Source organism: Limnomicrobium aquaticum (assembly GCF_040545545.1).
GTDB lineage: Bacteria > Pseudomonadota > Alphaproteobacteria > Rhizobiales > Rhizobiaceae > Ensifer_A > Ensifer_A aquaticum.
In genome coordinates this window covers 1-23,349 of record NZ_JBEPMB010000007.1, presented here as the reverse complement: position 1 = coordinate 23,349, position 23,349 = coordinate 1, and the positions used below count along the sequence as shown (strand labels likewise).

At 61.7% G+C, this 23,349-nt stretch carries 20 protein-coding genes and 1 pseudogene; 9 read left to right on the top strand and 12 right to left on the bottom strand.

Going from position 1 to position 23,349, the window contains the following annotated elements; translation table 11 throughout:
* Nucleotides 1-27: 27 nt before the first annotated feature.
* The 4 genes from rsfS to ABID16_RS18195 form a co-directional block, all read right to left on the bottom strand.
* Entirely contained in the window at nucleotides 28-441 is a 414-nt protein-coding gene (rsfS, locus tag ABID16_RS18210) for a ribosome silencing factor (protein ID WP_354557965.1), read from the bottom strand.
* Between the two features lie 146 nt (nucleotides 442-587).
* On the bottom strand, nucleotides 588-2,207 hold the full coding sequence (locus ABID16_RS18205; RefSeq protein WP_354557791.1) for an ABC-F family ATP-binding cassette domain-containing protein: 1,620 nt from the start codon (nucleotides 2,205-2,207) through the stop codon (nucleotides 588-590).
* A 140-nt stretch (nucleotides 2,208-2,347) separates the two neighbouring features.
* Complete coding sequence (locus tag ABID16_RS18200) at nucleotides 2,348-2,992, bottom strand: TetR/AcrR family transcriptional regulator (RefSeq protein ID WP_354557790.1); 645 nt, start codon at nucleotides 2,990-2,992, stop codon at nucleotides 2,348-2,350.
* Between the two features lie 13 nt (nucleotides 2,993-3,005).
* Nucleotides 3,006-4,022 (bottom strand): LLM class flavin-dependent oxidoreductase, encoded by a 1,017-nt coding sequence (locus tag ABID16_RS18195; RefSeq protein WP_354557789.1) that lies wholly within the window; start codon nucleotides 4,020-4,022, stop codon nucleotides 3,006-3,008.
* A gap of 155 nt (nucleotides 4,023-4,177) precedes the next feature.
* Here ABID16_RS18195 and ABID16_RS18190 point away from each other — a divergent pair, with 155 nt between their 5' ends.
* Nucleotides 4,178-5,524 (top strand): NtaA/DmoA family FMN-dependent monooxygenase, encoded by a 1,347-nt coding sequence (locus tag ABID16_RS18190; protein ID WP_354557788.1) that lies wholly within the window; start codon nucleotides 4,178-4,180, stop codon nucleotides 5,522-5,524.
* Between the two features lie 81 nt (nucleotides 5,525-5,605).
* On the opposite strand, the gene ABID16_RS18185 is transcribed toward ABID16_RS18190, so the two are convergent.
* From ABID16_RS18185 to obgE, 4 genes are read right to left on the bottom strand one after another with little or no spacing between them, the layout of a single operon-like run.
* The gene (locus tag ABID16_RS18185; RefSeq protein ID WP_354557964.1) at nucleotides 5,606-6,193 is read right to left on the bottom strand and encodes a nicotinate-nucleotide adenylyltransferase; all 588 of its coding nucleotides are present in this window, start codon (nucleotides 6,191-6,193) and stop codon (nucleotides 5,606-5,608) included.
* A gap of 42 nt (nucleotides 6,194-6,235) precedes the next feature.
* Nucleotides 6,236-7,522 (bottom strand): glutamate-5-semialdehyde dehydrogenase, encoded by a 1,287-nt coding sequence (locus ABID16_RS18180; protein ID WP_354557787.1) that lies wholly within the window; start codon nucleotides 7,520-7,522, stop codon nucleotides 6,236-6,238.
* A gap of 30 nt (nucleotides 7,523-7,552) precedes the next feature.
* On the bottom strand, nucleotides 7,553-8,692 hold the full coding sequence (gene proB / locus ABID16_RS18175) for a glutamate 5-kinase (RefSeq protein ID WP_354557786.1): 1,140 nt from the start codon (nucleotides 8,690-8,692) through the stop codon (nucleotides 7,553-7,555).
* Nucleotides 8,693-8,700: 8 nt separating this feature from the next.
* On the bottom strand, nucleotides 8,701-9,801 hold the full coding sequence (gene obgE / locus ABID16_RS18170) for a GTPase ObgE (protein WP_354557785.1): 1,101 nt from the start codon (nucleotides 9,799-9,801) through the stop codon (nucleotides 8,701-8,703).
* A gap of 273 nt (nucleotides 9,802-10,074) precedes the next feature.
* Here obgE and ABID16_RS18165 point away from each other — a divergent pair, with 273 nt between their 5' ends.
* The 5 genes from ABID16_RS18165 (at nucleotide 10,075) to ABID16_RS18145 (ending at nucleotide 15,594) form a co-directional block, all read left to right on the top strand.
* Nucleotides 10,075-11,670, top strand: coding sequence for an ABC transporter substrate-binding protein (locus tag ABID16_RS18165; protein ID WP_354557784.1), 1,596 nt, complete (start codon nucleotides 10,075-10,077; stop codon nucleotides 11,668-11,670).
* Nucleotides 11,671-11,744: 74 nt separating this feature from the next.
* Nucleotides 11,745-12,749 carry an ABC transporter permease subunit gene (locus tag ABID16_RS18160; RefSeq protein ID WP_354557783.1) on the top strand — a complete coding sequence of 335 codons (1,005 nt, stop codon included), beginning with the start codon at nucleotides 11,745-11,747 and terminating at the stop codon, nucleotides 12,747-12,749.
* A gap of 10 nt (nucleotides 12,750-12,759) precedes the next feature.
* The gene (locus tag ABID16_RS18155; protein WP_354557782.1) at nucleotides 12,760-13,653 is read left to right on the top strand and encodes an ABC transporter permease subunit; all 894 of its coding nucleotides are present in this window, start codon (nucleotides 12,760-12,762) and stop codon (nucleotides 13,651-13,653) included.
* A gap of 1 nt (nucleotide 13,654) precedes the next feature.
* Nucleotides 13,655-14,644, top strand: a complete 990-nt coding sequence (locus ABID16_RS18150) for an ABC transporter ATP-binding protein (RefSeq protein WP_354557781.1) — start codon at nucleotides 13,655-13,657, stop codon at nucleotides 14,642-14,644.
* Entirely contained in the window at nucleotides 14,641-15,594 is a 954-nt protein-coding gene (locus tag ABID16_RS18145; RefSeq protein ID WP_354557780.1) for a peptide ABC transporter ATP-binding protein, read from the top strand. Before ABID16_RS18150 ends, ABID16_RS18145 begins: the two co-directional genes overlap by 4 nt.
* 214 nt (nucleotides 15,595-15,808) lie before the next feature.
* On the opposite strand, the gene ABID16_RS18140 is transcribed toward ABID16_RS18145, so the two are convergent.
* The 4 genes from ABID16_RS18140 to ABID16_RS18125 all read right to left on the bottom strand — a co-directional run bounded on the left by ABID16_RS18140 (nucleotide 15,809) and on the right by ABID16_RS18125 (nucleotide 20,269).
* Nucleotides 15,809-17,641, bottom strand: a complete 1,833-nt coding sequence (locus ABID16_RS18140; RefSeq protein ID WP_354557779.1) for an ABC transporter ATP-binding protein — start codon at nucleotides 17,639-17,641, stop codon at nucleotides 15,809-15,811.
* A 239-nt stretch (nucleotides 17,642-17,880) separates the two neighbouring features.
* Nucleotides 17,881-18,309 (bottom strand): hypothetical protein, encoded by a 429-nt coding sequence (locus ABID16_RS18135; RefSeq protein ID WP_354557778.1) that lies wholly within the window; start codon nucleotides 18,307-18,309, stop codon nucleotides 17,881-17,883.
* Nucleotides 18,306-18,560: a hypothetical protein gene (locus ABID16_RS18130; RefSeq protein ID WP_354557777.1), complete on the bottom strand. Its 255-nt coding sequence runs from the start codon at nucleotides 18,558-18,560 to the stop codon at nucleotides 18,306-18,308. The genes ABID16_RS18135 and ABID16_RS18130 overlap by 4 nt, the downstream gene beginning before the upstream one ends.
* A gap of 86 nt (nucleotides 18,561-18,646) precedes the next feature.
* On the bottom strand, nucleotides 18,647-20,269 hold the full coding sequence (locus tag ABID16_RS18125) for an ABC-F family ATP-binding cassette domain-containing protein (protein ID WP_354557776.1): 1,623 nt from the start codon (nucleotides 20,267-20,269) through the stop codon (nucleotides 18,647-18,649).
* Nucleotides 20,270-20,498: 229 nt separating this feature from the next.
* On the opposite strand from ABID16_RS18125, the gene ABID16_RS18120 reads away from it, so the two are divergent.
* The 3 genes and pseudogenes from ABID16_RS18120 to ABID16_RS18110 all read left to right on the top strand — a co-directional run.
* Nucleotides 20,499-20,900, top strand: coding sequence for a BA14K family protein (locus ABID16_RS18120; RefSeq protein WP_354557775.1), 402 nt, complete (start codon nucleotides 20,499-20,501; stop codon nucleotides 20,898-20,900).
* A 136-nt stretch (nucleotides 20,901-21,036) separates the two neighbouring features.
* Nucleotides 21,037-21,849 carry a hydroxypyruvate isomerase family protein gene (locus tag ABID16_RS18115; protein WP_354557774.1) on the top strand — a complete coding sequence of 271 codons (813 nt, stop codon included), beginning with the start codon at nucleotides 21,037-21,039 and terminating at the stop codon, nucleotides 21,847-21,849.
* Between the two features lie 667 nt (nucleotides 21,850-22,516).
* A pseudogene (locus tag ABID16_RS18110) lies at nucleotides 22,517-23,349 on the top strand (beta strand repeat-containing protein); the annotation flags it as partial.

The window sequence follows — 23,349 nt, the reverse complement described above, 5'->3', positions numbered from 1 at the left end:
GACGAGGAGGACGCGATCCGCGCCGACCTAGTGCAGCCTGCCGTCTTCCATATCCGGAGCCTGCCACATCTTTTCGATGTTGTAGAACTCCCGGATTTCCGGACGGAACACATGCACGATAATGTCGCCCGTGTCGATCAGGACCCAATCGCCCGTCTCGAGACCCTCGACCCGGGGTGACCCGAAGCCTTCGTCCTTGAGATCGGTGATGAGGTGATCGGCAATGGCGCTGACATGGCGGTTTGATCGCCCGGAGACTACAATCATGTAATCTCCCAGCGCCGATTTCCCGGCAATGTCGATGGTGACGATATCTTCGGCCTTGGAGTCTTCGAGACTGCCAATAACCAGTTGAAGAGCGCGGGCGGCGGCTTCGACGCCAGTTTCCTTGCTCCGTGGGAGGCTGCGGGGGGCAGTTCCCTTGATATGTACTGTTGTCAGAGGTTTGCCTTTCTATCCAAAAACACAGCACGTCACGTTGCGATTCACAATCGCAACAGGATGATACGCACCAAATTGCGAAGCTTTCAAGAAGTCAGTTCTGCGGATACAGAACTTGGCCTGTGCCGTCTTTGTTCCTTGGGCCTTCAATTAAGCCGCGACGAACTCTTTTCAAGCAAAATCCGCCGCGAAACACCGATGTTCTCGAGAAATGTGCCGTCGTGACTGACGGCGATGAAGGCGCCGCGATAGGCGTTGAGCGCGTCTTCCACGGCCTCCACTGATTCGATGTCGAGATGGTTCACCGGCTCGTCGAGCAGCAGAAGACCGGCCGGGTCTTCGCCGCCGATGGCGCAGGCAAGCGCCGCGCGCAGCCGTTCGCCGCCGGAAAGTGTTGCCGGCGTCAGCCGCGCCGCCTCGTTGCGGAAGTGGAAACGGGCAAGTGCGGCATAGGCTGCATTGTCGGTGGCGCCCGGATTGAGGCGGCGGAAATTGTCGACAAGGCTCGCGCCAAAATCGAGGATCGCCGCCGACTGGTCGAGATAGGCTAGCCGCACCGGGCAGCGGATGAGGCCCGAGGCGGGCTGAAGCTCTCCGGCAATCAGGCGAAGCAGCGTCGTCTTGCCCGCGCCATTCTGGCCTTCCAGCGCAATGCGTTCGGCCCCGGTGACGGTCAGCGAGAGCCTGGCGATGACGCGCGGGTTTTGCGGCGGGCCGCCGGTGAGATTTTCCAGCGACAGAACGATCTTTCCGGAGGGGAGTTCTGCGCCGGAGAGGTGGAAATCGAGTTTGCGGGCGCGCTCCACGGCGTCTTTGGCGACGGTCAGACGCTCTTCCGCCTCTGATTGCTGGCGCAATGCCAGCCGCCCGAGACCGCCGGCAGAGCCTTCGGCGCGTTCCTTGGCGGCATCAAGCAGGATTTTCGGCTGACCGGCGCTGGCGCGGCCCTTCCTGCCGGCTGCATCGCGTTTTTCCTTGCGCTGGCGGGCGGCTTCGATGTCGCGGGCTGTGCGTTCGGCTTGCTGCCGGGCGGAGGACAGCTCGCCTTCGGTGCGCTCTGTCGCGCGGACTTTTTCGTTGCGGTAGAAACAGTAATTGCCGCCCCAGACGGTGACGCCAAGCGTGGTGATCTCGACGATACGGTCCATGCGGTCGAGCAGGTCGCGGTCGTGGCTGACGATGAGGAGGCCGCCTTTGAAGCTTTCCACGATGTCGCCGATGAAGGCGCGAGCAGCGCGGTCGAGATGGTTGGTCGGCTCGTCCATCAGTAGGAAATCCGGCTTATCGGTGAGAAGGCCGGCCAGCCGGGCGCGGGTCTGCTCGCCACCGCTCAAGGCTTTGAAGGGGTGATCCGGGTCTAGGCCGGCAAGACCGAGGCGGGCAAGCGATGCCTCCATTTCGGCCTCTATGGCCCAGTCGATCTGCTCCAGCTCGTCAGCTGTCGCCTCGCCGGAAAGGCCGCGGCGGAAGAGGGCGAGTTTGCCGGCAAGGCCGATGCCTTGCGCTACGGTCGCGTCATCCGGCATGTCCGGCCATTGGCGCAGATAGCCGATCTTACCGCGCCGCTGGACGGTGCCGGCGAGCGGTTCGCGAAGGCCGACAATCAGTTCCAGCAGCGTCGTCTTGCCGGTGCCGTTGCGACCGACAAGGCCGGTGCGTTCGGAGCCGAAGCTCAAGTCGAGATTTTTGAAGAGGGTGTGACCGTCAGGCGCTGCGGCGGAAAGACCGGTGAGCGTGATGGCGGGTGTGTTGGAGCGCGTGGACATGATGAACCTTGAAGGCGGATGCAAAGACGGGCGAAAGCGGGGTCTTCGGCATCATGTTCATCGGTCTGGCTCCTGTTGGGGACAGGGGTAAGATAGGGGGCAATGCTCTGTCGGGCAAGGGGAGAGGCGTGGGTGCGCCGCTATGCGGGCCGCTTCAACAAAGGCAAAAGCGCCTCGTCGACGATGCGCTCAAACTCGCGATGGGTCAGCGGGTGGCCAGTTATATGCGGGAAATTGATGAGCAGCCCAACGACCACCGCAAGCTGGATCGGCTCTTCGCCGGGGGAGCCTGCGCTTGTTACATTTGCATCGAGCTCGCCGCGCGCGACGGCCCGTTCGATCGCGCCGTTGATGGCAGTCTTGACGCATCGGATAAAGCGCGATCGCAGCCCCTCGACGGAGTGCGTGCCGCGAAGCGATGCCTCCAGAACCGTCGAAATGATCCTCTGGCGGTGCGGGTCGAGGCAGCCTGTGGCCTCGATCAGGCTTTCGATCAGATCGTTGCGCAGTGAGCCCGAGCGGGCGCCGGCCGGACTGGCTGGAAAGACCAGCGTGTCCGTCGCATCGGCAATCAGGTCGGCAAGCGTCGCCCATCGGCGATAGATCGTGGCTTTGCCGACACCAGCCCTTGCGGCGACGGCTTCCATGCTCAGCGCTTCGGCCCCCACTTCGCTCAGCAGCGCGAGAACGGCTTCATGGATCAGCCTGTCCCGGCCGGCATCGCGTGTTCGGCCGGCCGTTCCTGCCGGCTTCTGCCGCGACGAGCCGGGAACCTCATTCTGCATCGGCTAGCTCCATTCAGGCCCGCATTGCGACCCGTTCGGCTGCAATGACATCGGCAATGATTTCAAGGCTGCGCTTGTGATCTTCAAATCCATGGATGGTCGCGTTGATCATCAACTCATCGGCTCCGGTTTCTCGTACCAGCGCGCGAAGTTTCTGTCCAACGCTCGTGCCGTCGCCAACGATATGGTCCGCTGAAAAGGCGTCGGCGGCTGCGATTTCTTCCTGGATCCAGGGATGCTCCGCCGCCTCTTCAGGACTTGGAAGCGGCCCAAGCATGCCGCGCGCATGGCGGATATAGCCGAGCTTGCCGGAGCGCGCGACCCATTCCGCCTTCTCTTGCGTGTCCGCGGCAACCACATTGGCCGCCAGGATCGCATAGGGGCTCGCGGTCGCGCCCGGCACGAAATGCTGTTTGTAGGCGCGGATGGCGGAGGCTGCCAGTTGCAACGAGAAATGCCCGGCAAAGCCGAAGGGATAGCCTTGTGCTGCGGCGAGTTGGGCGCTGGCCAGGCTTGAACCCAGGACGATAAGCTTCGGGCGGCTTGCGCCTTTCGGCATCGCCGATATCTGCGCGTAGGGGTGGTTTGCCGGAAATCCGTCATGGAGAAAGCAGTCGAGTTCGGCAAGCTGTTGCGCGTAATGCGCCGCGTCGGACCGCCGCAAGGCATGGGCGGCGACGCCATCGGTTCCCGGCGCCCGGCCCACGCCCAGATCGATGCGGTCCGGGTGAAAGGCCTCAAGCGTCAGATAGCGTTCCGCGACGGAAAACGGCGCGTGGTTGGGCAGCATGACCCCTCCGGCGCCGACCTTGATATACGTGGTCCTGTCCGCAATCCGCATCGCGATCAGATCCGGGGCCGTGGAGGCGACCGAGGCCATGTTGTGATGCTCTGAGGTCCAGAAGCGCTGGTAGCCAAGCGCTTCTGCGTGTCTTGCCAGTTCGACGGACTGGTTGAGAGCGGCAGCCTCGCTTTGTCCAGTGCCAATGACGGCAAAGTCGAGAACGGAAAGGGGGATCGGGCGGGACAAGATGGCCTCCATAAAACGATACGATTGCGTATCGAAACGATATCGTATAGGAATGGCGCTGGCAACGTCCTTTTGCGCGATGCGTGGCATGCTCGCCCAAAGTGCTTTCTTCATCGATCAGCCGGCTTCGCGCCCAGATTTCAGAGCAGTTCGCAATGACCCATCATGTCACCGACGTCACGAAGGCCCCCCGCCGCAAGATGCTGCTGGGCGGCCAGATCATCAATCACGGCTCGGCCGATGGCGCCTGGCGCTGGCCCGGCAACACGCCAGGCCTCCATTACGATCTGGACGCCATGACCCACATCGCCAGGGTTGCCGAACAGGGAAAATTCCAGCTCATTTTCATCGCCGATCACCCGGCCATGCGCGAAGACATATCGCATTCCCCGCCCACAGCAACGATCGAGCCGCTCGTGATCACCAGCCACCTGATCGGCCAGACGAAGCATCTCGGCTTCGCCCTCACGCAGTCGACGACATTCAACTTTCCCTACACGGTGGCGCGGCAGATGAAGGCGCTGGACGTGCTGAGCGGCGGCCGCATCGGCTGGAACGCCGTCACCACCAACGATCCGACCATTGGCGCCAATTATGGCTCCCATATCGATGACCGCGAAACGCGCTATGCCCGGGCGCACGAATTCATTCAGCTTGTGAAGGCGCTTTGGGACAGCTGGGGCAAGGACGCGCTGAAACTCGACGTCGAGCGCGGCATCTATGCCGATGTCAGCCAGATCCAGCCGATAAACCTCGGCGGTCAATTCGTGGCCTCTCGCGGCCCGCTGCCGACACCGCCGTCGCCGCAAGGCCAGCCGATCATCTTCCAGGCCGGCGGTGGTGCGGAGGGGCTTCAGCTTGCCGGCATGTATGCGTCAGGCGTCTATTCGATGGTCACGGATATTGCGACCGGGCGGGCGCATCGGCAGGCACTCGACCGCGCGGCTCTGGCCGCCGGACGCGATCCGAGCGCGGTGAAACTCTTCATGGGGATCTTCACGACGGTCGCGGAGACGGAGGAAGCGGCGCTGGCCCGCCGGGAGGCCCTGCTTCAATTCGCCTCGATCCCGCTGGCTGCGAAACTGCATCATCTGTCCGTTCTGGTCGGCATGCGGCTGACGATGGACACGATGCGCGAGCCGCTGTCTGCCGATCGCCTGGCCGCACTCAGGCCGAACTTCAGCTATCCGCATGCCGAAAGGGCCACAAAGCTTCTTCAGGATGGAAAATCGCCATACGAAGTTCTGCTGCGCGATGTGACCGGCTTCCATACGACCGTCATCGGGTCGCCAACTCAGGTCGCAGATCAGCTTCAGGAACTCTTCGAGGCAGGCGCTGCCGACGGGTTCTTCATCATGCCCGATGTCATCAGCGATGGTCTGCCAGCCTTTGTCGAAGGTGTGGTGCCGATCCTCCAGAGCAGGGGTCTTTTCCAGTCCGACTACGAGGGAAGCACGCTGCGGGAGAATTTTGAAGCAACCTCTTCGCTGGCGACAGCCTAAGCCTGGTGTTCGTCAGTCAAGGCTTACGGTGAGGGTCAATGTCTGGCGGTCACGCCAAACGGTCCGAAAGCTGCGACAGGCTCACTTGCCGTTCTTCTCGCGGATCAGCGTCGAACTCAGCGTCGAGCGGGGGCCGTGGATGAAGGTCCAGGCGGGGGCCTTGCGGAAGGGGAGCGCGCGGGCTTCCTGCTCGTCGACGCGGGCGTAGTCGAAGGTCTTGGCCATCTTGGAGGAGAGATAGGCAAGCGTCGAACCCGGCCGGTCTATGACGGCGATGGGGTAGGTTGCGGCGATCTCCTGCCATTTCTGCCAGCGGTGGAAGCTCTTCAGATTGTCGGCACCCATGATCCAGACGAAATGGCAATCCGGATTGCGCGCCTTCACGGCCGCGAGCGTCTCGGCGGTGTAGCTGTTGTTCATCCGTTTCTCGAATGCCGTGACCTGAATGCGCGGATCTGTCGCCATCTGCTCGCAGGCCGCGATGCGCTCGGCAAGCGGGGCGAGGCCATTGTGGCTTTTCAAGGGGTTGCCGGGAGTCACCATCCACCAGAGCCGGTCAAGGCCCAAGCGTTTCAGAGCGATTTCGGCGACCAGCTTGTGTCCCTCATGCGGCGGATTGAACGAGCCGCCGAACAGGCCAATGACCATGCCGCGCTCGGTGTGCGGCATGGTGAGATAGCGATCGGAAAGAGCCGCTTCTGTCTCCACGCGTCAGCCCGGCCTTACCTGGCCATTGCCGCGCACCCGGTATTTAAACGAGGTGAGCTGCTCGACGCCGACGGGGCCGCGGGCATGCATCTTGCCGGTGGCGATCCCGATTTCCGCGCCCATGCCGAACTCGCCGCCATCGGCAAATTGCGTCGAGGCGTTGTGCAGCAGGATGGCGCTGTCGATCTCGTTGAAGAAGCGTTCGACGGCGCTGACATCTTCCGCAACGATGGCCTCGGTGTGGTTGGACGAATAGCGGGCGATGTGCTCGATGGCCCCGCCGATGCCGTCCACAAGCGCCACGGAGATGATGGCGTCGAGATATTCGGTCGACCAGTCTTCTTCCGTTGCGGCTTTCAGGTTCGGCACGAGGGCCATCACCGCTTCGGACGCGCGGATTTCGCAACCCTTTGCGGCCAGTGCTTCGAGGATCGGCTTCAGATGGGTGGAAGCGCAGGCGCGGTCCACGAGCAGCGTTTCGGCAGAGCCGCAGATGCCGGTGCGGCGCATCTTGGCGTTGACAGCGATCTCGACCGCCATGTCGAGCTTCGCGGTCTTGTCGATATAGAGATGGCAGATGCCTTCCAGATGCGCGAAGACCGGTACGCGGGCTTCCGACTGCACGCGGGCCACGAGGCTCTTGCCGCCGCGCGGGACGATGACGTCGACATTGCCGTTGAGGCCCGAAAGCATCGCGCCGACGGCAGCGCGGTCGGTCGTCGGCACCATCTGGATCGCCGCTTCCGGCAGGCCGGCATCCTTCAGCCCGCGCGTCAGGCAGGCGTGGATGGCTTGCGAGGAGTTGATCGAGTCCGATCCGCCGCGGAGAATCACGGCATTGCCGGCTGCGAGGCAAAGCGCGCCGGCGTCCGCCGTCACGTTCGGGCGGCTTTCGTAGATCACGCCGATGACGCCGAGCGGCGTGCGGACGCGCTCGATATGCAGACCGTTGGGACGGTCCCATTCGGCGATGACTTCACCGATCGGGTCCTTCAGTTCGGCAATGGCGCGGATGCCGTTTGCCATGTCGCGGATTCGGCTTTCGGTCAGCGTCAGCCGGTCGATGAAGGACGCGGCCATGCCGGTCTCGCGGGCATTTTCGAGATCAAGCGCGTTGGCGGCCAGGATCTTGTCCATGCCGGCGATGATATAGGTGGCCATGGCGATAAGCGCCGCGTGCTTGCGCTCAGGCGATGCGATGCTCAACGGTCGGGCGGCGGCGCGGGCCTTTTGCCCGATTTCGAGCATCAGCGTCTCGACTGCGGCCTTGTCCGTGGTTCCGTCCAACATCGTCTCATCCTTTCGCTTGAAGATGTCGTCTCAAGCCTTTTCCCGCGCTGCGGTCATCACGAGATCGTCGCGATGGACCATGGCAGAGCGGCCTGCATAGCCGAGAATCTCGGCGATTTCACTGCTTTTCTTGCCGAGGATCTGGCGGGCCTCGTCCGCGTCATAGGCGGAAAGGCCGCGCGCGATCTCGGTACCGGTGAGGGTGACGATGGCCACCGTGTCGCCACGGCTGAAATCGCCTTCCAGCTCCCGCACACCGGCGGCAAGCAGGCTCTTGCCGGAGAAAAGCGCCTTTTCGGCCCCCTCGTCCACCCGAATCCTGCCCGCCGGTTGCAGCTTGCCGGCAATCCAGGTCTTGCGCGCCGTCGAGGGGTTGCCGGAGGCGGCGAACCAGGAATGGCGGCCGCCGGCCTCGATGAGGGCGAGCGGATGGTCGGGTTTGCCAGACGCGATGATCATGGCGCAGCCGGCCGATGTGGCGATCTTGCCGGCATCGATCTTGGTGCGCATGCCGCCGCGCGACAGTTCCGAGGCCGGCCCGCCGGCCATGGCGTCGATCTCGGGGGTGATCGCGGGGATTTCTTCGATCAGCTTCGCGTCCGGATCGAGATGCGGCGGAGCAGTGTAGAGACCGTCGATGTCTGAGAGAAGAACCAACAAATCCGCGCCGACCATGGTGGCGACGCGGGCGGCGAGGCGATCGTTGTCGCCATAGCGGATTTCGGTCGTGGCGACGGTGTCATTCTCGTTGATGATCGGAACGGCGCCGAGCTTGAGAAGCTGGTTCATCGTCTCGCGGCCGTTGAGATAGCGGCGGCGCTCTTCCGTATCGCCGAGCGTCAGCAGGATCTGGCCGGCGACGATGGAATGGAAGGACAGGCTTTCTGTCCAGGCGCGGGCAAGTGCAATCTGCCCAACGGCCGCTGCCGCCTGGCTTTCCTCCAGCTTCAGGATGCCCGGGGGAAGATCAAGCACCGTGCGGCCCATGGCAATCGCGCCGGACGAGACGACGAGGACTTCGACGCCCGCCTTGCGGAGCGCCGCGATATCCTCGCAGACGGCATCGAGCCACGCCTTCTTAAGTCCCGACTTACGATCAACCAGCAGCGCCGATCCGATCTTGATGACGATGCGTTTGCAGGCGGAGGGTTTCTTACGCTTTACGGGCATTGCTCAACTCAGTCCCAGTCTTCTTCGTCACCGTCTTCGTCGTAGATCGGCTCCTGCTTCGGCTTGCGGCCCGAATGGCCATGCGCCGTGGTAGCCGATTGCACGCCCGGATCGGCGCGGCGGGCCTCGTCGATGATACGGGCCAGCTCGCGCTGCACTTCGCGCATGCCGAGGCCGGTGATGGCGGAAATGGCCAGCGGTGTCTGGCCCGAAGCGCGCTTCAGCGAGGCCATCTTCTTCTTCAACTCATCGGGAGCGACCACGTCGATTTGCGACAGCGCGACGATTTCGGTCTTGTCGGTGAGCCCGCCGCCATAGGCGTCGAGCTCCTTCTTGACCGTCTTGTAGGCCTTGCCGGCATTCTCTTCCATGGCGGAGACGAGATGCAGGATCACGCGGGTGCGCTCGATATGGCCGAGGAAACGGTCGCCCAGCCCCGTGCCTTCATGCGCGCCCTCAATCAGGCCCGGAATGTCGGCGATGATGAATTCGCGCCCGTCCACGGTTGCCACGCCGAGGTTCGGATGCAGCGTCGTGAACGGATAATTGGCGATCTTCGGCCGGGCGCGGGTCACGGTCGACAGGAACGTGGACTTGCCGGCATTCGGCAAGCCGACGAGGCCGGCATCGGCGATGAGCTTCAGGCGCAGCCAGAGTGTCTTTTCCTCGCCCGGAAGGCCGGGATTGGCCCATTGCGGGGCCTGGTTGGTCGGCGACTTGAAATGCGTGTTACCGAAGCCGCCATTGCCGCCGGCGGCGAGCCGGAAGCGCTGGCCTTCCGTCACCATGTCGACGATCAGCGATTCACCGTCTTCCTCGAAGATCTGTGTGCCGACCGGCACCTTCAACGTCACTTCCGCGCCCTTGGCGCCGGTGCGGTTGCGGCCCATGCCGTGGGTGCCCGTGCCGGCCTTGAAGTGCTGCTGAAAGCGGAAATCGATGAGCGTGTTCAGGCCGTTGGCGGCCTCGACCCATACGTCGCCGCCACGCCCGCCGTCACCGCCGTCGGGGCCGCCGAATTCGACAAATTTTTCGCGGCGGAAAGACACCGCGCCTGCGCCACCGTCACCCGAACGGATGTAAACCTTGGCTTCGTCCAGAAATTTCATAACTTACGTCTCAAAATGAGGGCCGGCGCTCGGCATCACAGCAACAAGCGCACTCGATTGCGCCTTGCAATACAGGGGCTTGGCCGCAAGGTCAAAGGCAATCGTCAGGGTTTGCGCCGGGGACAGGTCAAGCCGCGCCTGCCAATTGTCAAATTTTGTCCAGCCGGAAAATTTTCGAAACGGGCGAGTTGCTTTCGTGGCCTAAATACGCTTTTCTTGCGCCAAGCCCGAGGCAACGGGCGAAACCAAAAATAGAACTGGGAAAAAATCGCCATGAAAAAATTGGCTCTTCTGCTGGCCGCTTCGGCGCTGGCCTCCGCCTTTGCAACCTCCGCTTGGTCCAAGACGCTGGTCTACTGCTCCGAAGCCTCGCCCGAAGGCTTCGACCCGGCGATCTACACCGCCGGCACGAGCTTCGATGCGTCAAGCCGCACGGTTTACAACCGTCTGGTGGAGTTCAAGCACGGTTCGACAGAAACCGAGCCGGGTCTTGCTGAAAGCTACACGATTTCGCCGGATGGCACGGTCTATACGTTCAAGCTGCGCAAGGGCGTGAAGTTCCAGAAGACGGATTTCTTTACGCCGACGCGCGATCTGACTGCTGACGACGTGATCTTCTCCTTCGAGCGCCAGCTCAAGGCCGACAATCCGTGGAACAAGTATGTTGCCGGTGCATCTTACGAATATGCCGACGGCATGGGCTTCCCGAAGCTGATCAAATCCATCGAGAAGGTTGACGATCTGACGGTCAAGTTCACGCTGAACAAGCCGGAAGCGCCTTTCCTCGCCGACCTCGCCATGGACTTCGCCTCCATCGTGTCGAAGGAATATGCTGACAAGCTCGCCGCCGACAACAACATGGTGCAGATGAACCAGAAGCCGCTCGGCACCGGTCCGTTCACCTTCGTCGGCTACCAGCAGGACGCCGTCATCCGCTATCAGGCCAATCCCGACTATTGGGGTCCGAAGCAGAAGATCGACGATCTCGTCTTCGCCATCACGCCCGATGCCTCGGTGCGCGCGCAGAAGCTGAAGGCCGGCGAGTGCCACATCGCCTCCTACCCGAATGCTGCCGACGTTGCCGGCCTCAAGGCCGACGCCAACCTGAAGGTTGACGAAAAGCCGGGTCTCAACATCGCCTATCTCGCCTACAACACGATGCAGGCCCCGTTCGACAAGCCGGACGTGCGTCGGGCGCTCAACATGGCGATCAACAAGAAGGCCATTGTCGAAGCCGTCTTCCAGGGTGCCGGTCAGGTGGCCAAGAACCCGATCCCGCCGACCATGTGGTCCTATAACGACAAGGTCGAGGACGACAAGTACGATCCGGCTGCTGCCAAGGCCGCTCTGGAAAAGGCCGGCGTCAAGGATCTTTCGATGAAGATCTGGGCCATGCCCGTTTCGCGTCCGTACATGCTGAACGCGCGGCGCGCGGCCGAACTCATGCAGGCGGACTTCGCCAAGGTTGGCGTCAAGGTCGAGATCGTCACCTATGAATGGGCCGAATATCTGAAGCTCTCCAAGGCCAAGGATCGCGACGGTGCTGCCATGCTCGGCTGGACCGGCGACAATGGCGATCCGGACAACTTCCTCGACACGCTGCTCGGCTGCGATGCCGTCGGCGGCAATAACCGCGCGCAGTGGTGCAACAAGGACTTCGATGCGCTGGTGAAGAAGGCCAAGGTCACGTCCGACCAGGCCGAACGCGCCAAGCTCTATGAAGAGGCGCAGGTCGTCTTCAAGAAGGAAGCCCCCTGGGCGACGCTGGACCATTCGCTGGAAATCATGCCGATGAGCAAGAAGGTTTCCAACTATTACATGGATCCAGTTGGCGTTCATCGCTTCAACGACGTCGATATCGCTGAATAATCGCAGGTCATGACGTTCACGGCCGGGAGTCCGCCTTGCGGGCTGCCCGGTCGTAACCATTCGGAGTATTGCCGATGCTGCGTTTCATCCTCGGCCGGATTGCGATCCTCATTCCGACATTTGTCGGGGTGGCGCTGATCGCGTTTTCCTTTATCCGCCTGCTTCCGGGCGATCCTGTCATGCTCATGTCGGGCGAACGGGTGATGTCGGAAGAAAAACACGCCCAGATCATGCACGATCTCGGCTATGACAAGCCCATCGCCCTTCAGTTCGTCGATTATCTCGACAAGATCGTGCACGGCGATCTCGGCCGTTCGGTCGTGACGAAAAAACCGGTGCTGGACGATTTCAGGGCGCTGTTTCCGGCCACGCTGGAACTGTCCATCTGTGCCATCATCTTGGCCGTGCTGCTCGGTATTCCGGCGGGCGTGATCGCGGCGGTGAAGCGCGGGTCGTGGCTCGACCAGACGCTGATGGGCGCGGCGCTTGTCGGCTATTCCATGCCGATCTTCTGGTGGGGTCTGCTGCTCATCATCTTCTTTTCCGGCTACCTCGGCTGGACGCCTGTGTCAGGGCGCATTTCGCTGATGTATTTCTTCAAGCCGGTGACGGGCTTCATGCTGATCGACAGTCTTCTGTCGGGGCAGAAGGGCGCCTTTTCCTCGGCACTCAGCCATCTGATCCTGCCGACCATCGTTCTCGCGACGATCCCGCTTGCGGTCATTGCGCGCCAGACGCGTTCGGCCATGCTGGAAGTTCTGGGCGAGGATTATGTGCGCACGGCGCGTTCCAAGGGGCTTTCGCCGTTTCGCGTTGTCGGCTTCCATGCGCTGCGCAATGCGCTGATCCCGGTCGTCACCACGATCGGCCTGCAGGTTGGCGTGCTGCTGGCCGGCGCGATCCTGACCGAAACGATCTTCTCCTGGCCGGGCATCGGCAAATGGATGGTCGATGCCGTGTTCAAGCGCGACTATCCGGTCGTGCAGGGTGGCCTTCTTCTGATTGCCGCCATCATCATGATCGTCAACCTGATCGTTGATGTCACCTACGGGTTCATCAACCCGCGGATCAGGAAATAGGAGGCGGGACATGGCTGAAGCAACAAACAACGCCGTCAAGCCGCAATCCGCGCTCGGCGAATTCTGGTATTATTTCACCCGCTCCAAGGGGGCGGTGATCGGGCTCGCGGTCTTCGTCATCGTCGTTCTGATGGCGATCTTCGCGCCGCTGATCGCACCGCATCTGCCGAACGAGCAGGACCGGGCCATTCTTCTGTTGCCGCCGTCCTGGATGCAGGGTGGAAATGCGTCCTATCTGCTCGGCACGGATCCTGTGGGTCGCGATATCTTCTCGCGGCTGGTCTATGGCGCGCGCTTCTCGCTGTTCATCGGCGTCGTGGTCGTGTCGCTGTCGGTGGTCTTAGGCGTGGTGATCGGACTGATCGCCGGATTTGCCGGCGGCAAGACCGATATCGTGATCATGCGGGTCATGGACATTGTTCTGGCCTTCCCCTCGCTGCTTCTGGCGCTCGTGCTGGTCGCGGTGCTGGGGCCGGGTCTCATGAATGCGATGATGGCGATCGCGCTCGTCAACCTGCCGCATTTCGTGCGGCTGACGCGCGCCTCGGTGATGACGGAAAAGACGAAGGAATACGTGATCGGCTCGCGTGTTGCCGGCGCACGCTGGCCCAGATTGATGTTCATCACCATCCTGCCGAACTGTCTTGCGCCGCTGATCGTGCAGGCGACGCTCGCCTTTTCTGCAGCGATCCTCGATGCCGCAGCGCTCGGCTTTCTCGGCATGGGCGCGCAACCGCCGACGCCGGAATGGGGCACGATGCTGGCGGAAGCCCGCGAGTTCATCAGCCGAGCCTGGTGGGTCGTCACCTTCCCCGGTCTCGCCATCCTCATCACGGTTCTGGCAATCAACCTCATGGGCGACGGGCTGCGCGATGCGCTCGACCCCAAGCTGAAGAGGTCGTGACATGGCGCTTCTCGAAATTTCAAACCTCACGGTGGAATTCCAGACGGCGAGCGGTGTGTTCCGCGCGGTCGATGGCGTTTCGCTGACCTGCGACAAGGGCGAGATCCTCGCGATTGTCGGCGAGAGCGGTTCTGGCAAGTCGGTGGCGATGCTGGCCGTCATGGGGTTGCTTCCCTGGACGGCGAAGATCACTGCTGATCGCATGGCCTTCGACGGTCAGGACCTGGCGAAGATGAGTGCGCGAGAGCGCCGCAAGATCATCGGCAAGGACATTGCCATGATCTTCCAGGAGCCGATGTCGAGCCTCAATCCGTGTTTCACCGTCGGCTATCAGCTCGGCGAGACGCTGAAGCTGCATATGGGCCTCAACCGGGCCGAGCGGCGGGCGCGCTCGATCGAGCTGCTGCAGCTCGTTGGTATTCCCGCGCCCGAGGAGCGGCTGTCCAACTTCCCGCACCAGATGTCGGGCGGCATGAGCCAGCGCGTCATGATCGCCATGGCGCTGGCCTGCAATCCGAAGCTTCTGATTGCCGACGAACCGACCACGGCGCTCGACGTCACGATCCAGGCGCAGATCCTCGAACTGCTGGTTCGCCTGCAGCGCGAGAAGGGCATGGCGCTGGTGCTGATCACCCATGACATGGGCGTGGTTGCTGAGACCGCCGAGCGCGTGCAGGTGCAATATGCAGGGCAGAAGGTGGAAGAGCAGCCGGTGAAGGCGCTGTTTGCCGATCCGCATCATCCCTATACGGCCGGACTTCTGGCCTCGCTGCCGGAGCGCGCCGTTGAAGGCGCGCGGCTGCCGTCGATCCCGGGCGTGGTGCCCGGCCAGTTCGACCGGCCGCCGGGCTGTCTCTTCGCGCCGCGCTGCACATTTGCGGATGCGGCCTGTCAGACCAAGCCGCCAAGGCAGGGCCCGGCATTGGGCAATGCGCTCTGTTTCTATCCGCTGGTTGGTGGCGAGCCGCAACGTCTGGGAGGTGCGGCATGAGCGATGTCGTGATGGAAGGCCGCGACCTCAAGCGGTATTACGAGGGGAGCCGCAAGCTCTTCAAACCGGCGACGAGCGTCAGGGCGCTGAACGGCGTCAGCTTCAAGCTTGAACGCGGCAAGACGCTGGCCGTGGTCGGCGAGTCCGGCTGCGGGAAATCGACGCTGGCCCGCCTTGCGACCATGATCGAGACTCCGTCGGAGGGTGAACTGACGATCGGTGGCAAGCCGGCGCTGGTGGGCGATGCGTCGCTGCGCTCGCGCGTGCAGATCGTGTTCCAGAACCCCTACGGCTCGCTCAATCCGCGCCAGAAGGTCGGCGCGATCCTGGAAGAGCCGCTGAAGATCAATACGCAACTTTCGGCGGCCGAACGTCGCGCGAAGGTCGAGGAGATGATGAAGCGCGTCGGGCTCCGGCCTGAACATTACGGGCGCTACCCGCACATGTTCTCCGGCGGCCAGCGCCAGCGCATAGCCATTGCCCGCGCGCTGATGCTGAACCCGGATATTCTCGTGCTCGACGAGCCGGTTTCGGCGCTCGACCTGTCGATCCAGGCGCAGGTGCTCAACCTGCTGATGGACCTGCAGGAGGAGATGGGCCTTGCCTATCTCTTCATTTCGCACGGGCTTTCGGTGGTGAAGCATATTTCCGACGATGTCATGGTCATGTATCTCGGCCGGCCGGTGGAGGAGGGGGCGGCAGACCAGGTCTTCGCCCATCCGCGACACCCTTACACTGCAGCGCTTCTATCGGCGACGCCCGTTGCCGATCCGGGTCGCGAGAAGACGCGCATCAGCCTGACCGGCGAATTGCCGTCACCGCTCAAGCCGCCGTCCGGCTGTCCGTTTCATCCGCGTTGCTGGCGGGCGACGGATGTCTGCAAGGCAGAGATGCCGCCGCTGACGGGGGATGCGGGCCACAGGTTTGCGTGTCATCATCCGCTGGATTGAGGGGCGTGCCTTGGGGCGCCCCCTCTGCCCTGCCGGGTATCTCCCCCACAAGGGTTGAGAGTGACCCGCGGCGCTGCCCCACCCGTCTCCCCCCTTGTGGGGGAGATGGCGGCAGCCAGAGGGGGTATTTCCCGCGAACTCTGAGCAAACGGACAGAAAGACCCCTCCCCAACCCTCCCCACAAGGGGGAGGGAGAGTGACCCGCGGAGCAAGTCTACCCCTCCGGATCCAGAAACCCCCCCGACTGCCGATCCCAGAGCCGGGCATAGTGCCCACCCAGCGCCAGCAATTCGTGATGCGTGCCCTGTTCCACGATCTGGCCGCGATCCAGCACGACCAGGCGGTCCATGGCGGCGATGGTCGAGAGCCGGTGGGCGATGGCGATCACCGTGCGGTCCTGCATCAGGTTTTCGAGGCTCGACTGGATGGCGGATTCGACTTCGGAGTCGAGCGCGCTGGTCGCCTCGTCCAAAATCAGGATCGGGGCGTTCTTGAGGATCACGCGGGCGATCGCAATGCGCTGGCGCTGGCCGCCGGAGAGCTTGACGCCGCGTTCGCCGACATGGGCGTCGAAGCCGGCCAAGCCGTTCCAGTCGGTCAGATGCTCGATGAACTCCACCGCATGGGCCTGTTCGGCGGCGGCGATGACCTCGGCGCGGGTCGCATTGCTGCGGCCATAGGCGATGTTTTCGTGGATCGAGCGGTGCAGCAGCGAGGTGTCCTGCGTCACGACCGAGATATGCCGGCGGATGCTTTCCTGCGTGGCGTCGGCAATGTTCTGGCCGTCGATGAGGATGCGGCCGGATTCCAGATCGTAGAAGCGGAGCAGCAGGTTGACGAGCGTCGATTTGCCGGCGCCGGAGCGGCCGACGAGGCCGATGCGCTCGCCCGGCTTGATGTCCAGCGTCAGGTTCTCGATGATGCCGCCCTTGCGGCCGTAGTGGAACGAGATGTTGTCGAAGCGAATGCCGCCCTTTTTCACGACCAGCGGCTTGGCGTTTGCCTTGTCGGTGAGGCCGATCGGCTGGGCGATGGTCTCCATGCTTTCATGCACGGTGCCGAGCTGTTCGAAAATGGTCGAGATTTCGAGCGCGACGCGCGATGAAATGCTGGAAATCTGCAGGGTCATCGGCAACACGATGGCGACGATGTCTATGCCGACCTTGCCCTGCGACCAGAGCCAGATCGCCATCGAGGCCGTGCCGGCAATCAGTAGGCCGGAGAGCAGCGACAGGCCGATGCCGAAGAGCGAGAGCCAGCGATGCTGCGTCGTCATGCGGCCGGTATGCACATCGACCGATTCGCGCACGAAGGCGTCTTCGTCCTCGGCGCGGGCGAAGAGCTTGACCGTCATGATATTCGTGTAGCTGTCGACGATGCGGCCGACCATGTCGGAGCGCGCATAGGCGATGTTGCGCGAGCCGCGGCGGATCTTCGGGACGATGAAGGCGAGGAAGCCGACATAGGCGATTGTCCAGCCGAGAACCGGGATCACCAGCCAGAGGCTGGCGGTCGCCAGAAACAGTGCACCGACAAGGCCAAGCGCTGCCAGATACCAGACGACGGAAATGACCGAAACGGCGGAGTTTCTCAGCGCAAAGCCCACTTCCAGCACGCGTGAGCCGATGCGGCCGGCGAAATCGTTCTGGAAGAAGGTGAGGTTCTGGCGGATGACATGCCAATGGCTCTGCCAGCGAACAAGGTTCGTCATGCCCGGCGCAATCGCCTGATTGAGCACAAGTGCCTGAAAGGCCATGACCAGCGGCTTGACGGCGAGCACGAGGATGACAAGGCTCAGGACCAGATGCTGGCTGTTGCCGACCACCAGTTCCGGCGCGCTCGTCGTCAGCGCCTTGACCAGCCGGCCCATGAAGATCGGGATCGCCGCATCGGTGACGGCGACGAGAAAGCTCGCCACCAGCAGCATGATGAAGAGGCCCTTCGCCTGGCGGATGAAGAACCAGTAGAAGCTCAGGATTCCCTCCGGCGGATTGCCGGGGGTCTCTTTGGCCGTGGGGATGATGAGATTTTCGAAATAGCGAAGCATGGGGGCGGGGGTCCTGAAGCATATCACGCAAACGTGCTGAGCGGTTTTGCGATCACGACATGCGGATAAAAGAAGGGCATGCAACTTTTCAAAGAGTGGGCGTTTGGTGCACCTCGAATGTGGTGCAATGAAGGTCAGCTAGGACTTTCGAATGATGCCTATTCAGCGCCTGTTCGTTGAGTCGAACAAGGGCGAATGCGTCATGCGGGCTTCAGGAATTTTGATGGATGGGGTTACGTTCAGTCTCTTTTTGTCAGACTGACCATGCTCTGCTCGACCAGGGCGATCACCTGAGACAGGACGTGCTCGAAGAAATCCCTCGGAAGCATCCCATAATGCACTCTCGACGGATCGGACGGCAAAGGTCGCAAGTGGGAACCCGGCCAGGTAAACCTGTTTGTTTCTCCCAGTCGGATGTAGTTTCGGCCGTCGTCCAGACCGCATTGCCTGCAAATCTCGACGGGGATCTCGATCGAAAGATGCTGTTCGCCCGGCTCCGGCGGCGAATGCGTGATCGGTATCAGTGTGACTTTTCCAGTTTTGCTGGAAGACAAGATGATGGCGCAGGGGCGATCCTTGTCGCCTTGCGAGAATCCTTGCAGCTCATCCCTGCGCCAGAGATAGTTGTAGCGGACGACGAGACCAGGGACGGGTTCCGGCAGGATCACTCAGAGACGGTGCCCCATTTCGTGGTCTTGAGTTCCGAGAGCATGTCATCGTCAAACTCGCTGAAAGCGATGACTTCCCGCTCGTTGTTCTTGAGACGGCGATAATTCTCGAGTTCCTTGGCGCTCAGATAGCCGCCGATCACGCGGTCATGCGACGTCACTTCAATGACGCCAACAGAATGAGCCTCGTCCTGATAGCGGGCGAAGCTCCGCGAAAACTTGGTTGCCGAAACTTGCAGCGTGTCAGCCATGCGCGCTCTCCTGTTGGTGTGTAAAATACGTAATCTGCGTATTTTTTCAAGAGGCGAGGCTGATGGCAGTCAAAAGCGCTGCGGTGTCAGCTATGCAGACCCGGTGCTTCCTGGCCCGTACGCTCGACATATTCCGTATATCCCCCATCATACCGATGCACGCCTTCCGGCGTCAGTTCCAGCACGCGGTTTGAAAGGGCTGCGAGGAAATGGCGGTCGTGGGAGACGAAGAGCATGGTGCCTTCGTAACTCTGCAGCGCCTTGATCAGCATTTCCTTGGTGTCGAGGTCGAGGTGGTTGGTCGGTTCGTCGAGGACGAGGAAGTTCGGCGGATCGAAGAGCATGGCGGCCATGACGAGGCGGGCCTTTTCGCCGCCCGACAGCACACGGCATTTCTTCTCGACATCGTCGCCGGTGAAGCCGAAAGCGCCTGAAAGCGCGCGAAGCGGGGCCTGGCCGGCCTTGGGGAAGCGCTCCTCCAGCCATTGCAGGATGGTGAGATCGCCGGTCAGCACGTCCATGGCGTGCTGGGCGAAATAGCCGAGCTTGACGCTGGCGCCGATCGTCACCGTGCCTGAATCCGGCTTGGCATCGCTGGCGATGAGCTTCAGCAGCGTCGATTTTCCGGCCCCGTTGATGCCCATGATGCACCAGCGCTCGCGGCGCTTGATCATGAAATCGAAGCCGTCATAGATGATCTTCGAGCCATATTGCTTGTGGACGCCCTTGATGTTGACGACGTCGTCGCCTGAGCGCGGCGCGGGCAGGAAGTCGAAGGCGACCGTCTGGCGGCGGCGCGGCGGCTCGACGCGCTCGATCTTGTCGAGTTTCTTCACCCGGCTCTGCACCTGGGCGGCATGCGAGGCGCGGGCCTTGAAGCGCTCGATGAATTTCAGCTCCTTGGCGAGCATGGCCTGCTGGCGTTCGAACTGCGCCTGCTGCTGCTTCTCGTTCTGGGCGCGCTGGCCCTCGTAGAATTCATAATCGCCCGAATAGGAGGTGAGTGAGCCGGCGTCGATCTCGATGATCTTGTTGACGATGCGGTTCATGAATTCGCGGTCATGCGAGGTCATGAGCAGCGCGCCGTCATAGCCCTTGAGGAAGTTTTCGAGCCAGATCAGGCTTTCGAGATCGAGATGGTTCGACGGTTCGTCGAGCAGCATGACATCGGGGCGCATCAGCAGGATGCGGGCAAGCGCCACGCGCATCTTCCAGCCGCCCGAAAGCTTGCCGACATCGCCATCCATCATTTCCTGCGAAAAGGAGAGGCCGGCCAGCACTTCGCGGGCGCGGCTTTCCAGACCGTAGCCGTCGAGTTCCTCATAGCGGCCCTGCACCTCGCCGTAGCGCTCGATGATCTCGTCCATTTCGTCCAGACGATCCGGATCGACCATGGCGGCTTCGAGCGCATGGAGTTCTGCGGCGATCTCACTGACCGGGCCTGCGCCCGCCATGACCTCCTCGACCGCCGAGCGGCCGGACATTTCGCCGACATCCTGGTCGAAATAGCCGATGGTAACGCCCTTTTCGGTGGAGATCTGGCCTTCGTCGGGCTGTTCCTCGCCGGTGATCATGCGAAAGAGGGTGGTCTTGCCCGCCCCATTCGGACCAACCAGGCCGATCTTCTCGCCGCGGTTCAATGCGGCTGAGGCCTCGATATAGAGGATGCGGTTGCTGTTCGACTTGCTGACATTTTCGATGCGAATCATGAGGGCGGTCCGGGGTGGGGCGGTTCCCTAAAATCCGATGCGGATTCCTGCGGAACTGCGCTTGAAACGAGTTGCCGCCCCTATGCCACGGCGCGGGTCGCATGTCACGCGAGGAGAAAATGTCAACCGAGCGCATTCCTGAATGGCTCGTTCAGCCACGGTTCAGGCTGGCAGACATAGATTGCTATCAACACGGCAAATCACTTCGCCGATCTGAAAGGAAAATCACATGCGTACGTTTCTGAAGGTTGTTGCAGTCTCGAGCGCCCTCCTGGTGGCCGCACAGGCAGTTCCGGCCGCCGCACGCGACCATGGTAACAATGACGACATGCTCGCCGTCGGTATTGCCGGTCTTGCCGCAGGCGTGATTGCAGGCGCCATCGTTTCCGGCTCGCAGGACAACGGTCCTCGCGAAGTGCAGACCTATGACGATGCGCCGCATTATCGCGAGCGTCCGGCCTATTACAACAATGGTGGTGACTATGGTTATCGCCCGGCCAGCTATCAGCGCGTTCGTCCATGGTCCGCCGCCTGGTACCAGGCCTGCGAAGATCGTTACGACAGCTTCGATCCGCAGACCGGCACCTATGTTGATGGATATGGCAACGAGCACTTCTGCAAGATTCGTTAATCCGCACAGCGAATGACCCCAATCAACCGGAGACCGCATGGTCTCCGGTTGAATTGTTTTTGGAAACCGGCAAGTTCTGATCAAGGATTCAGCGGCCGCTTTGGCCCGTCTCCCTCGTTTTTTTGGAGCGGCTATCATGGCGAAATTCTCTGCCAATCTTGGACTGCTCTGGCGCGAGCTTGCGCTGCCTGATGCTATCCGTGCGGCCGCCCGCGCCGGCTTCGATGCGGTTGAATGTCATTGGCCCTATGACGTGCCCGCGGATCAGGTTCGCGCCGCGCTTTGTGAAACCGGCCTTGCCATGCTGAGTCTCAATACTGTCCGAGGCGATGTTGAGCAGGGCGAAACCGGGTTGGCGGCGTTGCCTGGCCGCGAGACGGAAGCGCGCTCCGCGATCGATCAGGCGGTCGACTATGCGCGTGCTGTCGGTGCGCATTCCGTCCATGTGATGGCGGGCAATGCCGAAGGTGTCGATGCGAGGCAGACTTTCCTGTCAAATCTCGCCTATGCCGGCGACCGCGCCGCGCCTTATGGGATCAGCATCCTCATCGAGCCGTTGAACCGTTTCGACTGGCCAAGCTATTTCCTGCGGACGACGGATCAGGCGTCTGAGATCATCGCGAATACCGGCGCAAGCAATCTGCGGCTCATGTTCGACTGCTATCACGTGCAGATCACGGAAGGGGATCTCACCCGCCGGCTCAGGGCGCTGATGCCGATCATCGGGCATGTGCAGATCGCCGCGGTGCCGGATAGAGGGGCGCCCGATCATGGAGAAGTGGACTATCGCCACATCCTCGCTGTTCTCGAAAGCCTTGGCTACGAGCGTCCGATCGGTGCCGAATATCGCCCGGCAGGGCCGACGCAACCGGAACTGGGCTGGCTGGATGCCTTTCGAGGCGCTTCTCGCCTCTCGGCGGATGAACGTGGCGTACCCGTCAAGCGTTAAGCTTTGGACAGGCCCTGTGCAGGTCCTTTCAGCATCGATTTTCCAGAAGCAGACGTGTCCGACGCCCAGACATACTTCGCAATTTTTTCAATATTTTTCGTGGGCCTTTATTAGTATTCTACCTGTGTGCCCGATAAGACGAATATTCTGTATCGTAATGTCACAAATGTAATGCGTGCGTATTTTATATTGTCATCATTTGGTCTGACGCCGGTTGGCCGGCTCAATCGCACCGCGTCATCCAAGTCCATCCTGCAAAGGGCGATGGTTTCTCACGAAAGTTAATGAGAGGCGTCGATATCTTTTCGGGTTGTAAAGCAAAAATTAACCGCTATGGTCTCAAGATTGTAAGTGGATCGCTTTATGCTTGCTTGCCGCAGTCTATTTCGGGCACGATCAACCCGTCACAAGAGGCAAACGAGGTGACCGATCCACGAGGGGCGGGGTCTGGTGTTTCGGCACCACTTGCATGATGCGCGATTTCCCCGAGGCTTCCAAAGCCATGTTTCTCTGAAAGACTATCCCTGCGCGCTTATTCGGCTGAGCCTCGAACTGTGGCCAACGCGCTGGAGAGTTTGATTTTCCCGTCGGGACCACTGTTTGCAACGGCAGCAGGGCACGACAGGAAAAGAAGCGTAAATGGGCAAATTGGAAAGCGACGGCGCAGATGGTTTCGATTATTTCTTCTCTGACGACAAGCCAGATCAAAACTCTCGCTACGAGCACGATCGCAGTACTCAACACAGCAGACGCGGCCGCGTTCAGCAGCGCGCAAATCGCGGCTCTGTCTTCGACGCAGATCGGCGCTTTCCTAAGCTCGACTATCCAGGCCTTTTCAACCAGCCAGATGGATGCGATCTCCACATCTGCGATTGTAGGCCTCAACGCGACGCAGCTGGCGGGTATCCAGTCTGGTGTGATCGCGGGATTGACGAGCGCGCAGATCGGTAGCCTGACAACGACGCAAATCGCAGCGCTCCATACAGATCAGGCCGAAGCGCTTGGACCCGCTCAAATCGGCAGTCTGGGTTCTGCGGCGGTGGCGGCGCTGAATTCAGCCGATATCAATCTTTTCTCGGCTGCTGACATCGGGGCAATTTCGTCGAAGGCTATCAGCGGGATGGGGACCGATTCCCTGAGCGCCCTTAGCGGAGCGAAGCTGCAGGCCTTGACATCCGCGCAGCTCGGAAACCTCAAGACATCGCAGATCGCGGCCATGACGAGCGCCCAGTTCGCCGCACTGAGCTCGACGCAGATCGCCGGGTTTACCTCGACGCAAATTGCCGCGATGAGCGCAAGTCAGGTTACGGCGATGAGTACGCAGATCGCCGGTCTCACCTCGAGCGCTGCCGTTGGTCTGACCAGTGCGCAGATCGGTGGATTGGATACGGCTCAGGTTGCGGTGCTTTCGACGGGTGTCGTGGGTGCTCTGAACTCCACGCAGGTTGCTGCATTGACCGGGGGCGATCTGACTGCGCTTTCGACGAACATCGCCGCGAT